This is a genomic window from Jeotgalicoccus nanhaiensis (assembly GCF_015235105.1).
GTDB classification, from domain to species: domain Bacteria; phylum Bacillota; class Bacilli; order Staphylococcales; family Salinicoccaceae; genus Jeotgalicoccus; species Jeotgalicoccus nanhaiensis.
Genome location: NZ_JADGLW010000002.1, coordinates 89,334 through 103,482 on the forward strand (window position 1 = coordinate 89,334; position 14,149 = coordinate 103,482).

The following is a 14,149-nucleotide window of genomic DNA, read 5'->3' on the forward strand; positions in this document are numbered from 1 at the left end:
AATTAAATTTTATCATATAGTGTAATCACTTACAAACATTTGTTCGTATTTATATTGACTGCGAACAAGTGTTCTGTTATATTGTTATTACAAACATTTGTTCTTAGGAGTGGATATTAATGACAATGAAAGATTTCAAGACGCTCACGGGATTATTCGCGGTAATGCTAAGCTTCGGGCTTTTATATAGTTTTAATATGGTTGAACCTGATTATGCGGAGAACGTACATTCTCATGAAAATACTGCATTTTCAGAAAATGAAGATGATCAAACAATCGAACAAGAAGCGAACGGTACAGTATCGGCTTCGTCAATTGATGAACCTGAAGAGGCGGAAGATGAAACAGCTGAAGAAAAACGGCCGGCAAACGGTTTTATCAGCAGCGGGACACTGACGGAACGGGTTAATTATGACGTTTCCAGCAGAAATTAAATAATTAGTGTATATATTATCTATTAAAGTGCGGGACCATTTGGTTTCCGCACCTTTTTTATGGTAAATTATATTGGAAAGGGTGGAGCTCATGTTAGACGATCAAAAATTACAGCGTCTCAACCAGCTGGCAAAGTTAAAGCGTGAAGATAAAATATCTGAAGCGGAACTTAAAGAGCTGACCGGTCTGAGAGAAGAATATTTATCCAACTTTAGAAGTTCTTTTAAGAAACAGATTAAAAATACTAAAGTGATTGATCCGGAAGGTAAAGATGTTACCCCTGACAAAGTTAAGGCATTACGCAACAAAGATAAAAATAATAATGAAAAGAATTAAAGGAGTCGAAAGTAAATGTCATTTGATAAGACTGACTTATTAGCGGTCAATACAATTCGTTCTTTAAGTATTGATGCAATTGAAAAAGCAAATTCAGGCCACCCGGGTCTGCCGATGGGTGCAGCGCCGATGGCGTATGTACTGTGGCAAAAACATTTAAATTTTAACCCGAAAAATGTCGACTGGTTTAACAGAGACCGTTTCGTGCTGAGCGCAGGCCACGGCTCAATGTTAATTTACAGCCTGCTTCATCTTTCAGGCATTCTTGAAATGGATGACTTAAAGGAATTCAGACAGTACGAATCCAAAACACCGGGACACCCTGAGTTTAAACATACGGACGGCGTAGAAATTACTACAGGTCCGCTTGGACAGGGATTCGCTATGAGTGTCGGTATGGCAATGGCGGAAACACACCTGAATTCTGTATTTAATACAGACGACCATAAAGTGGTTGACCACTATACTTATGTGCTTGCTTCAGACGGCGACCTGATGGAAGGGATTTCGCACGAAGCGGCATCACTTGCAGGCCACCTCGGACTGAACAAGCTGATTGTACTTTACGATTCAAATGATATTTCACTCGACGGCGATCTTGACAAGAGCTTCTCAGAAGATGTTGCGGGACGTTTTAAAGCTTATAACTGGAACTATCTGCGCGTAGAAGACGGCAACGATTTAGAGGCAATCGATAAAGCAATCACCGACGCTAAACAAAGCGATAAACCGACGCTGATCGAAGTGAAAACGGTTATCGGTTTTGGCGCACCGACCAAATCAGGCAAGTCGGATGCTCACGGCGCGCCGCTCGGCGATGCTGAACGCCAGGGTGCTTATGAAGCATACGGACTTGACCACCTGAAAACATTCGATGTGGACGAGTCAGTTTACACGCGCTTCAATGAAACTTTAACTGCACGCGGGGAAGCTGAAGAAGCTGCGTGGAACAAAGTAGTTGAATCATTTAAAGCTGCGGATGAAGAAAAATACAATGATTTCACAGCTGCGGTTAAACGCGAACTGCCTGAAAACTATGCTTCAGAACTTCCAGTTTATGAAACGGGAATGAAAAAAGCAACGCGCGGCAACTCGGGAGATATGATTCAGGAATTATCAAAATCAATTCCGACTTTCTTCGGCGGGGCAGCTGACCTTGCGGGAAGTAACAAAACAAATGTTAAAGAAGCGAGCGACTACTCGAAAGACAATTATGCGGGCCGCAATATATGGTTCGGTGTAAGAGAATTTGCGATGGCAGCGGCAATTAACGGAATGGCTGCACACGGCGGGGTTTATCCTTATGCAGGAACATTCTTTGTCTTCAGTGACTATCTGAAGCCTGCAGTACGCTTAAGCGCACTGATGAAATTGCCGGTAACATACGTATTCACTCACGATTCTATCGCAGTCGGAGAAGACGGGCCGACACATGAACCGGTTGAACAGCTGGCGGGTCTACGTGCCATTCCAAATCTGAATGTTATCCGTCCGGCAGACGGCAATGAAACGCGCGCAGCCTGGAAAGTTGCACTGGAGTCTGATGACACACCGACAGCTTTAGTACTGACACGCCAGGATCTCACTGTTTTGGATATTGATAAAGAAAAAGTCGAAGAAGGCGTACGCCGCGGCGGTTACCTCGCTTATGACGGCGGAGACGATGCAATTGTCTTTGCAACAGGAAGTGAAGTCTCACTCGCAGTTGAAACTGCAGAAAAACTGGCAGCAGAAGGCGTAAATATTAAAGTTGCCTCAATTCCAAACGTCCAGGCATTCTTAAAGCAGGATGAAGAATACATTGAATCAGTGCTAAACACTGACATTGAAAACCGAACAGCAGTTGAAATGGCTGCGAGCCTCGGCTGGCACAGATTTGTCGGCATAAAAGGCAAACTGTTAACAATTGATACATTCGGAGCAAGTGCACCGGGCGGGGAAGTCGTTGAACGCTACGGCTTTACCGTAGAAAACCTGGCAAATATTATCCGCAGTAAATAAGCATTGAATTTAGATGTCCGTTAAGGTAAACTAAATAGTGGTTTACACGGAAAAGAGGTGAGCATTTTTGGCGACTTGGATATGGATATTGATCGTAATCGTAGCCCTCATTGGTGGTTTCGCATTAGGATTTTGGATCTCTAGAAAATACATGATGGATTACTTGGAGAAAAACCCTCCTATTAATGAAGACATGCTCAGAATTATGATGATGCAGATGGGTCAGAAACCTTCTCAGAAGAAAATTAATCAAATGCTGAGTATGATGAATAAATCATCAGAACAAGCTAAAAAAGACAAAAAGAAGTAAAGACTTATGAAAACACGCATTGTAAAAATGCGTGTTTTTTATATTTATTTAATTTTTAGAAAAATATTGCAATTTTGTTATCGGCATGGATATAATAAATTTATCACGCAAAGGGGGTAAAATAGAATGAAACACAAAAATTTTTTAGCATTTTTTGTAATCGCTTTCTTAACTGTTATGGCGGCTTGTTCGAGTGATGAAAACGTCGAAGAAGAAGCGGCCGGGGATGACGCAGCTGAAAGTGAAAATACAGGGGATTTAACAATTGGGACGATGGCGGATGTAGTGTCGCTGGACTTGCATGGTTCAAATGATTCTGCTTCAAGTCAGGTAAGAACAAATATTTATGAGAGATTATTAGATCAGGATGTAAATATGGAATTACAGCCGGGGCTCGCTACTGAATACGAGCAAGTTGATGAAACAACATGGAATTTTAAACTCCGTGAAGGTACAACTTTCCACAACGGTGAAGATTTTACTGCAGAAGATGTAGTCGCAACTTTTGACAGAGTTAGGGACGAAGCGTTAGCTTCACCAGTACTTTTTCTTTTTGAAATGATTGAAGAAGTTGAAGTTGTAAATGATTATGAAATTAATATACATACTTCAATACCTTTTGCGCCGCTGGCAAGTCACCTGGCTCACAGTACGGCAGGCATTATGCCTAAGGAACTGATTGACAGTGATTATCAGGCAGCTTTGGATGCAGCAGGTGTTGATATGACACTGGAAGAATATTATGAAGCACGTGACTCAGGCGGGGAAGAATACGATTCCGTTAAGGAGCAAATTTCAGAACACGTGGGTACGGTAATCGGGTCTGAGCCTAATGGAACAAACCATCTGAAATATGTTTCACGGAGTGCGGGAGATACAGTAGAACTGGAGAAATTTGAAGACTTCCAGGGCGGAGACCGCTACTTTGAAAATGTAACATTCAAAGTAATTCCTGAAAGCGGTGCACGTATGGCAGAGCTCGAAACAGGCGGTGTACAAATCGCAACGGATGTTGACTCTGCGAGCGTTGAACGTATTGAAAATGGCGCGGATACTGCATTAACAGTTAAAGATTCAGTTCGTATGTCATATTTAGGATTTAACATAAACAAAGAACCATTCGACGACATCAAGGTGCGTCAGGCAATTTCATATGCCATTGACCGCGAAGAAATTGTAGCAGGCGTGTACGATGACATGGGTATTCCTGCCAAAGGTCCGTTGGCTCCGGGTGTCTGGGGATATTCTGAAGACCTTGAAGGACAGGAATACGATATTGAAAAAGCAAAAGAACTGTTAGCAGAAACTGATATGGCAGACGGATTCGATACAACAATCTGGGTTAACGACGATCAGCAGATTATCGATACAGCTGTCTATATTCAAAATGAACTTGCTGAACTTAATATTAATGTAGAGATTGAGCAGTTCGAGTGGGGTGCATATTTAGAAACACTTGCGAACGGCAACCATGAAATGTTTATCCTTGGATGGACGACGGTAACAGGCGATGCAGACTATGGTCTGTACGCATTGTTCCACTCTAAAAACCAGGGTGCGGCAGGTAACCGTGTGTTCTACGACAACCCTGAAGTCGATGAGTTATTAGATGCAGGACGCGCGGAAGTTGATGACGAAGCACGTCAGCAGATTTATACTGATATCGAAGAAATTCTAGTTGAAGAATCACCATCATCATATCTGTTCCACGTCCAGTTTGCAGTTGGATATAATGAAAGTTCATTAAGTGAAGTTGAAATTGATCCGACAGGAAGAGTGCATTTGGATACGGTGAGATTTAAATAATATGGAAATACCTCTTGGCTGCTTTTGTCAGTTAAGAGGTATTTTTATGCAGTAATATCTTAAATTTTTAATTTTTATACGAATTCTAACTATTATATTGCAAAATTATATATTTTCTATATAATTCAAATTATCAAAATATTTTTGGGGGTTAACAAAAATGGTAAAAAGAGGATTTAAGTATCTCCTTTTATTTACTGTAGCATTGGTCTTAGCTGCATGTTCAAGCGATGAAAATGTAGATGAAGCTGCAGAGGGAGAAGGAAGTACAGAAGAAACATCAGGCGGAACGATTAACATCGGTATGTCTGAAGATATGGTTACAGTTGATCCGCACGGCTCGAATGACTCGGCTAGTGCACAGATCAGACGTAACATTTACGAGTCTTTAATTTTCCAGGATGAAGCGCTCGAATTGACTCCGGGACTTGCGACAGAATGGGAAGCGACGGAAGATACAGTTTGGAATTTTAAATTGCGTGAAGGAACAACCTTCCACAGCGGGCAGGAGTTTACTGCTGAAGATGTGAAAGCAACAATTGACCGTGTTAATGACCCGGCTGTTGCATCCCAGGTTGCATTCCTTTACGAAATGATTGAAGAAGTAGAAGTAGTTGGAGACTACGAGGTGAACTTACATACAGAATATGCCTTTGCTCCATTACCTGCGCACTTGTCACATAACGCAGGGGGAATTATGAGTAAGGATTTAATTGACAGAGACTACCAGGCTGCCTTGGACGCGGCCGGCAGTGATGTCAGTTTAGAGGAATACTACGATTTACGTGATGCAGGCGGTGATGAGTTCCAAACTGTTGCTGATGAAATCAGTGAGCATATCGGTACTGTTACCGGTGCTGAGACAGATGGTACGAACCACCTGCAGCTGGCAGACCGTTCGCCGGGAGATTCAGTGACTTTAAGCAGATTTGAAGATTTCCAAAATGGAGAACGCGAATTTGACGAAGTCATTTTTAGAGTTATACCGGAAACACAGGCGCGTTTAGCTGAACTCGATACCGGCGGTATTGATATCGCGAATGAAATTGATACAGCTAGTGCAGAGCGTATTCAAAACGGTGATGCAACTGAATTAATCGAAAGCGAATCAGTACGTATGAACTACTTAGGATTTAATATGGAGAAAGAACCATTTGATGATCCTTTAGTTCGTCAGGCAATTGCCCATGCAGTTGACCGTGATGAAATTATCAGCGGTGTGTATGACGGTTACGGTATCGCAGCTGAAAGTCCGTTAGCTCCGGATGTCTGGGGTTACGATGAAAACCTAGAAAGCATTGAAGTTGATATTGAACGTGCAGAGGAACTTTTAAGTGAATCATCACAGCCGGACGGTTTCACTACAACATTATGGGTAAATGACGATCCTGCTATTGTGGACTCGGCAGTTTATATTCAAAATGCCTTAAGTGAAATCGGGATTACTGTGGAAGTTCAGCAGTCAGAGTGGGGCGCTTTCCTCGATCAGACTGCAAACGGAGAACACGATATGTTTATCCTCGGCTGGACTACAGTAACAGCTGATGCAGATTACGGATTGTACGCACTCTTCCACTCAAATAACTTTGGTGCACCGGGTAACCGTTCATTCTATAAGAATGAAGAAGTCGATGCATTACTGGATGAAGGACGCACAAATCCGGATGAAGACGGACGTCAGGAAGCATACAGTGAAGTACAGCAGCTCCTGATTGACGATTCACCGGCAGTTTATCTAAATCACACGAGCTTCCTGCTCGGAGTGAATAACGGCAGCGTAAGCAATATTGGTCTTGATCCTGTAGGGAATATCAGACTTGAAAATGCCAGCTTCAGCACAGAAGAATAAAATATAAGAGCGCCCGGATGGAATAGAAATTCTGTCCGGGTGTTTTTGTGGCTGCGAAAGGGTTAGTGCGCCACTGTGGAACTGACAATGGCACGGTAGAGGTTCCAGCGCGCCACTGTGGAACTGACAATGACTCGGTAGAGAGCCCAGTGCGCCACTGTGAAACTGACAATGACGCGCCGTCTCAATATAAACTGGACACATAAAATTACTTACTAGTAAAAAGTAACATGACGTAGTATAATAAACAGCGATTATTATTTAGAGGAGTTTACTATGAATAAAAGTTTGAAAGAGAAACGTTCAGTTCTCGACTGGATTGAAATGAGTGGTAATAAATTACCGCATCCGGTCACGATATTTTTAATTTTTACCTTGCTGGTTATTATTATTTCTCATGTTTTATATTTACTTGGAGTTAATGTCAGCTATGTCGGAATAAATCCTGAGTCAGGAGAACGTGAAGAGTTAACAGTTCACGCAGTCAGTCTGCTCACCGGCAACGGCATACGCTATATGTTTACAAGTGTTGTTGAAAACTTTACGACTTTCGTTGCACTTGGTCCTGTACTGGTCGCAATGATCGGTGTTGGTGTCGCGGAGAAAAGCGGTTATATCAGTGCGCTCATGACAAATGTTGTGACGAAAGCACCGCGTAAATTTGTGACACCGATTGTGGTGTTTATGGGTGTAATGTCAAACGTTGCAGCCAGTGTCGGCTATGTAGTGCTCGTGCCGCTCGGTGCGATTATATTTCTCGGTTTCCGCCGCCATCCGCTGGCGGGTCTCGCAGCAGCTTTCGCCGGTGTCGCAGGAGGATATTCTGCTAACCTTTTAATCGGTACGAATGATCCGCTCCTTTCCGGTATTACAACTGAAGCGGCCGGTATTCTCGATGCGTCTTACATCGTGCAGGCAACGGATAACTGGTTCTTCATGTTTGTCTCAACTTTCCTTATCGTAATTTTAGGTACTTTCATTACCGACAAGATTGTTGAACCGCGCCTTAAAAAATTCGATTTCGATAATGAAGAAATCAGTGAAAACAAAAAGTTAAACAAACAGGAAAAACGTGCTCTGAACTGGGCAAATATAGCAGCTGTCCTTACAATAATTGGGATATTATGCCTTGTGGCTTTCCCCGGTTCCCCTTTACGGGGTGAAGATGGAGGAATTGTCGGTTCACCGTTTATTTCGAGTATCATATTTATAATGATGCTGATTTTCCTCGTGCCGGGTCTTGTTTACGGTGCTGTGAATAAAACAATTAAAAACGATAAAGATGCTGTAAAATTGATGGACTCCTCTTTAGAAACAATGGCGGGCTTTATCGTGCTGATATTCTTTGCAGCACAGTTCGTTGCCTTGTTTAACTATTCGAATCTGGGAACGATTATTGCTGTTAACGGTGCGGGTCTGCTGGAGAATTTAAATATTGGCAGTATGCCGGTGCTTGTAGTATTTATACTGATTACAACACTGATAAACCTCGCGATTGCTGCGGATTCGGCTAAATGGGCAATTATGGCGCCGATTTTCGTGCCAATGTTCATGCAGCTCGGTATTGCACCTGAGGTAACGCAAGTGGCATACAGAATCGGTGATTCATCGACGAATATTATTTCACCGCTTATGCCGTTCTTCCCGCTGGTCGTGGCGTTCGCACAACGATACGGCAAAGAAAATGGTATCGGGACAGTTATTTCATTGATGCTGCCTTATTCGGTAATTTTCTTAATCACCTGGATAATTATGTTTGTAATCTGGATGCTGCTTGGTATACCAGTCGGTCCAGGTACAAATCTTTCATATTAAATGTGTTACAGCCGCAGAATTTTCTGCGGTTTTTTTGTGTTTACGATAGTTTTATGGTTTGGAATACACATGATAGCCTCTCATGCCAACCCGAAAGAGCTGGGATACATATGAAGTTCTGTCATGCAAACCCTAATCGTCTGGGGTACACATGAAGTTCTGTCATGCAAACCCTAATCATCTGGGGTACACATGAAGTTCTGTCATGCAAACCCTAATCATCTGAGGTACATATGAAGTTCTGTCATATCAACTCCAATAGTCTGGGATACACATGAAACCGCGTCATACAAACCCCAATCACCCTGGATACATATGAAACCGCATCATACAAATCCCAGCCATCATCTTCCATTATCATACTTATGATTTATTTCAATTTCCGAAATATATGGTAAAATTCAAAGTGAAATAAAGGTGTAGAAATAAGGGGAGTGTACGGATGCGGGTATTTAAAAATTTGGGGTGGTTTTTTAAGCTCGAAAAGAAGAGTTACATTATAGGGTTGTTCATGCTTGTTCTTGTTGCACTGATGGAGCTCGTGCCGCCGCAGGTTATCGGCCGGGTGATCGACAGAATTACGACGGAGACTTTAACATCGAATACGCTTGTGTTATTCGGTGTACTGCTGATTTTTGTAGCGGTTCTCACATACATATTCAGGTTTTTCTGGCGTGTGATGATTTTTGGTGCGTCGAACAGACTGGGGCGGACGCTCCGTGAACAGCTGTTTGAAAAGTATTCTAAAATGTCACCGTCATTTTTCGGCAAGCGCCGCACGGGGGATTTAATGGCGCACGCGACGAATGATATTAATGCGGTGCAGATGACGGCGGGCGCCGGTATTTTAACTATCGCCGACTCGGTAATTACAGGAGGCGCCGTGCTGATTACGATGGCGCTGACTGTAAGTCCGAAACTGACACTGATTGCGATGATTCCGCTGCCTTTCATGGTCATTTTAACCAGCTGGTACGGGTCGATTTTAAGCAGGCTGTTCCGTGTGGCGCAGGCGGCTTTCAGTTCTTTAAACGATAAAACCCAGGAGTCCGTTGCGGGCATCAAAGTGACCAAAACATTCGGCTATGAGGATGAAGATTTAAAGGACTTCACCAATTTATCGGATGATGTCGTTAAGAAAAACTTAAAAGTAGCAAAGATCGATGCGCTGTTTGATCCGACAATTACGGCGATTATTGCCATCAGTTATTTTCTGTCGATATTTTTCGGTGCACGTATGGTCGTAGCCGATGAAATTTCCCTCGGCCAGCTCGTCACATTTACTACATATCTCGGTATGATGGTCTGGCCGCTTCTTGCTCTCGGCTGGTTCTTTAATTTAGTGGAAAGGGGCAAAGCATCGTACGACCGGATTGAAGAAATTATGAACACGAGAAGCGAAATCAGCACTAAAATTTCAACCAACAGTATTCCCTCTGGTGATATTACGTTTAATGTCTCTGACTTCTCCTTCCCGGGAGAAGATGAAGTGTCGCTTCGGAATATACATTTCACTTTAAAAGAAGGAAAGACACTTGGTATTGTCGGACGCACAGGTTCAGGGAAAAGTTCTATTATCAGACTGCTGCTCCGGGAGTTCGATACGGACCCGGGTAATTCTGTCAGTATTAACGGAATTGATATTAAGCAGTATGATATTAAAAAACTGCGCGGGCTATTTGGTTATGTGCCTCAGGATAATTTCCTGTTCTCGACGACAATCAGAAATAATATTGCCTTTATCAATCCTGATGCGAGTCTTGAACAAGTGCAGGAGGCTGCGGATTTAAGTTATATTCATCAGGATATTACCGCCTTTCCTGAAGGTTATGACACAGTGGTCGGTGAACGCGGCGTGTCGCTGTCCGGCGGGCAGAAACAGAGAATTTCAATTGCCCGTGCTTTAATGAATAATCCGGAGATTCTCATACTGGATGATTCCCTGTCGGCAGTCGATGCTGAAACGGAAACAGCAATTCTAAGCAATATTGAACAAAATAGGGCCGGGAAAACAAATATTATTACTGCCCACAGAATGAGTGCGGTAAGGAATGCTGATTTAATAATCGTTATGGAAAACGGGCGTATTATCGAGCAGGGCACTCATTCATCTCTGACCAAAGCGCGCGGCTGGTATTATGAAACATTTAAAGCGCAGTCGCTGCGCAGGGATTTAACGAAAGAGCTCGATGAGACGCTGGAAGGGGGTGGTAATCATGACGACTGATGTCATTAACTTAACTTTAAAAGATCAGCTCCGTGTACTCGGACGGCTGCTTAAGTACACACTGCCGTTTAAAGGTGTTCTCGCGCTCGCTTTCAGCATGCTGATTATCTCTACCGTGATGGGTGTCATGACACCGTACCTGGTCATGATTTTTATCGATAATTATTTAACGCCGTCGGTCTTCCCGGAAGAAGATATCATGTGGCTGATTATCGCCTTTATTACCGTGAATGTGCTCGCGGTCGTGACGACTTACTGGCAGATTTATCTTCTGCAGCTGCTCGCTTTTAAAGTGATTCAAGAGCTCCGAATCGATGCTTTTAAAAAAATCGGCCATCTTGGGATGACTTATTTCGATAAAGTCCCGTCAGGCAGTGTCGTCTCGCGCCTGACCAATGATACGCAGGCGATTGTCGACATGTTTACCTCGGTGCTCGGCACATTTTTAATGGCGATATTTATGGTAATATCGAGTTTTGTGATGATGTTTATCCTGGATGTAAAACTGGCGTTTATCGCTCTGATTTTTATGCCGTTGATTGTCTTTATATTGCTCGTATATAGGAAATACTCCGCGCGCTATTTCTCGCGTGCCCGCGGGCTGTTAAGCGATATGAACGCTAAACTCGCGGAATCGATTGAAGGCATGAAAATTATCCAGGTCTTCAATCAGGAGAAAAGACTGCAACGTGAATTTGAAACGATTAACGAAGAACATTATCAGTACAATCTCCGCACGATAAAACTCGACGGCTTGTTGCTGAGGCCCGCGATTGATATGATTTATATCCTGTCTATAGTCGTGATTTTAAGCTACTTCGGATTCTTAAGTTTTGAAACAAGTGTTACTGCAGGAGTTATCTTTGCCTTTATTCAGTATATGGAGCGGTTTTTTGAACCGATAAATCAGGTCAGCCAAAACCTGAATATCTTCCAGCAGGCGCTCGTTGCAGCAAGCAGGGTATTTACGCTGCTCGATGACAATCGCCATGCACCGGTGCAGCAGACAAAAGACCAGCATGAAATTACAGAAGGCCGGGTGGAGTTTAAAAACGTCACATTCAGCTATGACGGTGAGGTTGATGTATTGAAGAATATCAGCTTTGAAGTGCCGCCGGGGACAACGACGGCACTCGTCGGTCATACAGGTTCAGGCAAGAGTTCCATTATCAATCTGATGCTGCGGTTTTACGAATATGAGCACGGTGATATTTTAATCGACGGCCATTCTATTAAAAAACTGCCGAAAGAAGAAATGAAAGAGAATATTGGGCTCGTGCTCCAGGATCCTTTTATCTTTTACGGTACGGTAACTTCGAATATTAAACTGTATCACAGCACGATGACTTTTGAGATGGTGCAGGAGGCAGCAAGATTCGTCGGCGCGGATTCATTCATTAATAAGCTGCCGCACGGCTATGAACAAAAAGTAGTCGAAAAAGGTGGGGACTTCTCGAGCGGGGAACGCCAGCTGCTCGCTTTTGCAAGAACGATGGCACCAAACCCTAAGATTCTGATACTCGATGAAGCCACTGCAAACATCGATTCATCGACGGAAGAGAAAATCCAGGCCTCATTACAGAAAATGAGAAGCGGCAGAACAACACTCGCCATTGCACACCGCCTGTCGACAATACAGGATGCTGATGAAATACTCGTCCTTAATAAAGGAGAGATTGTTGAGCGGGGAACACACGGCGAATTGGTACAAATAAAGGGAATTTACTATAAAATGTACCGTTTGCAAAATAGCGAACAATAATTTGTCATAATTAAACAGATTAATATATTCATTGCCCCTGTCAGATTTGATATACTAAATCTGAATGGGGGTATTTTCATGGGATCAGAAGTAACATTTCTCCTCGCCTTCGGAGCAGGTGTGCTGAGTTTTGTGTCCCCTTGTGTACTGCCGGTTTTCCCTGCATTCGTATCGTATATTACCGGAATGAGCTACAACGAGGTTGAAAAACAGAATTTTAATGGCCGTGCCATTTTACATACCTTGTTTTTCTTAATAGGATTTAGCATTATCTATATTGCTCTCGGCTTTGGAACGGCATTTTTCGGAGGGTTCCTGATAGAATACAGTAACTTAATCCGTCAGATTGGTGCAATCTTAATCGTTATTTTTGGACTCGTTATTACAGGTGTCCTGAAATTTGATTTTCTGATGAAAAACCATAAAATAGAGTTTAAAAACAGACCATCCGGTTTCTTCGGTTCAATCTTAATCGGTATGGCATTCGCAGCCGGCTGGACGCCGTGTAATGGACCGATTATCGGTGCGATATTTGCAATGAGTGCATCAGAACCGAGCAATGCTTTAATGCTGATGGTGGTATATTGTATCGGATTTGGTGTTCCGTTCTTCGTCCTCAGTTTCTTCGTGTCGAAGACGCGCTGGATGCTGAAATATTCAAACGTAATTATGAAAACCGGCGGAGTAATCATGATACTGATGGGAATATTATTATACTTTGACGGCTTAACGCAGATCATTATTTGGCTGCAGCCGCTCTTCGGAGATTTCCAGGGGTTTTAATATGATAGAATTTCTTGAATCAATCGAAGAACTGCTCTTCCTGCTTGCATCAATCGGCGCAGTAATAATGGGGATTATCGTCATTTTTGTCCGCAAACATGCGAGTAAGACGCCGCTGACATTAAAGAAAATAATCATCCCGCCGGTGATGATGTCAACGGGAGCACTGATGTATATATTCCCGTACTTCAGATTGTCCTGGACACACATTGCCGAAACGGTACTGATTGGTGCTGTATTCTCGGTAGTGCTGATTATAACTACGAAATATGAAGTTAAAAATTCCGAGTTGTACGTCAGACAGACAAAAGCTTTCCCTATAATTTTAATGGGACTGCTGCTTGCGAGAATTGCGCTTAAGTATATATTCTCTCTGACCACAACACCGGGCGAAATCGGCGGCATGTTTTTCCTGCTCGCCTTCGTCATGATTGGAATCTGGCGTTTATCAATGCTTATCAAACATAATGAATTTAAAAAACAGCAAGCCGCGGTGTGATGGCTTGCTGTTTTTTTGTTATGGGGGGAGAGTGGCTTCTGCTCCGTCATTGTTGAAACCACAGTGACGGAGTAGACGCTCTGTCCTGTCATTGTCGAAACCACAGTGACGGGGTAGACGCTCTGTCTTGTCATTGTCGAAACCACAGTGACGGGGTAAACGTCCTGTCCCGTCATTGTCGAAACCACAGTGACGGAGTAGACGCTCTGTCCCGTCATTGTCGAAACCATAGTGACGGAGTAGACGCTTTGTCTTGTCATTGTCGAAACCACAGTGACGGGGTAAACGTCCTGTCCCGTCATTGTCACATCCACAATGGCACGCTT

Annotated in this window: 11 protein-coding genes; all 11 read left to right on the top strand. The window is 43.1% G+C overall.

What is annotated here, in order from left to right:
• Window positions 1-119: 119 nt before the first annotated feature.
• A complete protein-coding gene (locus IR135_RS02630) occupies window positions 120-434 on the top strand; it encodes a hypothetical protein (RefSeq protein ID WP_135096477.1) in 315 nt (104 codons plus the stop codon).
• 91 nt (window positions 435-525) lie between these two features.
• Window positions 526-771 carry a DUF896 domain-containing protein gene (locus tag IR135_RS02635; RefSeq protein WP_135096479.1) on the top strand — a complete coding sequence of 82 codons (246 nt, stop codon included), beginning with the start codon at window positions 526-528 and terminating at the stop codon, window positions 769-771.
• 15 nt (window positions 772-786) lie between these two features.
• Complete coding sequence (tkt, locus tag IR135_RS02640; RefSeq protein ID WP_135096481.1) at window positions 787-2,772, top strand: transketolase; 1,986 nt, start codon at window positions 787-789, stop codon at window positions 2,770-2,772.
• A gap of 67 nt (window positions 2,773-2,839) precedes the next feature.
• Window positions 2,840-3,082 carry a YneF family protein gene (locus IR135_RS02645; RefSeq protein ID WP_092599180.1) on the top strand — a complete coding sequence of 81 codons (243 nt, stop codon included), beginning with the start codon at window positions 2,840-2,842 and terminating at the stop codon, window positions 3,080-3,082.
• 126 nt (window positions 3,083-3,208) lie between these two features.
• The gene (locus tag IR135_RS02650) at window positions 3,209-4,888 is read left to right on the top strand and encodes a glutathione ABC transporter substrate-binding protein (protein WP_135096483.1); all 1,680 of its coding nucleotides are present in this window, start codon (window positions 3,209-3,211) and stop codon (window positions 4,886-4,888) included.
• Between the two features lie 160 nt (window positions 4,889-5,048).
• Entirely contained in the window at window positions 5,049-6,737 is a 1,689-nt protein-coding gene (locus IR135_RS02655; protein ID WP_135096485.1) for a glutathione ABC transporter substrate-binding protein, read from the top strand.
• Between the two features lie 276 nt (window positions 6,738-7,013).
• A complete protein-coding gene (locus IR135_RS02660) occupies window positions 7,014-8,552 on the top strand; it encodes an AbgT family transporter (RefSeq protein ID WP_135096487.1) in 1,539 nt (512 codons plus the stop codon).
• A 442-nt stretch (window positions 8,553-8,994) separates the two neighbouring features.
• Window positions 8,995-10,779, top strand: a complete 1,785-nt coding sequence (locus tag IR135_RS02665) for an ABC transporter ATP-binding protein (protein WP_135096489.1) — start codon at window positions 8,995-8,997, stop codon at window positions 10,777-10,779.
• Window positions 10,769-12,541, top strand: a complete 1,773-nt coding sequence (locus IR135_RS02670) for an ABC transporter ATP-binding protein (protein ID WP_135096491.1) — start codon at window positions 10,769-10,771, stop codon at window positions 12,539-12,541. The genes IR135_RS02665 and IR135_RS02670 overlap by 11 nt, the downstream gene beginning before the upstream one ends.
• Window positions 12,542-12,619: 78 nt before the next feature.
• Window positions 12,620-13,324, top strand: a complete 705-nt coding sequence (locus IR135_RS02675) for a cytochrome c biogenesis CcdA family protein (RefSeq protein ID WP_115884506.1) — start codon at window positions 12,620-12,622, stop codon at window positions 13,322-13,324.
• A 1-nt stretch (window position 13,325) separates the two neighbouring features.
• Entirely contained in the window at window positions 13,326-13,823 is a 498-nt protein-coding gene (locus IR135_RS02680; protein ID WP_228063395.1) for a CcdC family protein, read from the top strand.
• The last annotated feature ends 326 nt before the right edge of the window (window positions 13,824-14,149 follow it).

Coding starts and splice junctions, on each gene's coding strand:
- IR135_RS02630 (WP_135096477.1), top strand. CDS start 120: ATGACAATGAAAGATTTCAAGACGCTCACGGGATTATTCGCGGTAATG.
- IR135_RS02635 (WP_135096479.1), top strand. CDS start 526: ATGTTAGACGATCAAAAATTACAGCGTCTCAACCAGCTGGCAAAGTTA.
- tkt (WP_135096481.1), top strand. CDS start 787: ATGTCATTTGATAAGACTGACTTATTAGCGGTCAATACAATTCGTTCT.
- IR135_RS02650 (WP_135096483.1), top strand. CDS start 3,209: ATGAAACACAAAAATTTTTTAGCATTTTTTGTAATCGCTTTCTTAACT.
- IR135_RS02655 (WP_135096485.1), top strand. CDS start 5,049: ATGGTAAAAAGAGGATTTAAGTATCTCCTTTTATTTACTGTAGCATTG.
- IR135_RS02660 (WP_135096487.1), top strand. CDS start 7,014: ATGAATAAAAGTTTGAAAGAGAAACGTTCAGTTCTCGACTGGATTGAA.
- IR135_RS02665 (WP_135096489.1), top strand. CDS start 8,995: ATGCGGGTATTTAAAAATTTGGGGTGGTTTTTTAAGCTCGAAAAGAAG.
- IR135_RS02670 (WP_135096491.1), top strand. CDS start 10,769: ATGACGACTGATGTCATTAACTTAACTTTAAAAGATCAGCTCCGTGTA.
- IR135_RS02675 (WP_115884506.1), top strand. CDS start 12,620: ATGGGATCAGAAGTAACATTTCTCCTCGCCTTCGGAGCAGGTGTGCTG.
- IR135_RS02680 (WP_228063395.1), top strand. CDS start 13,326: ATGATAGAATTTCTTGAATCAATCGAAGAACTGCTCTTCCTGCTTGCA.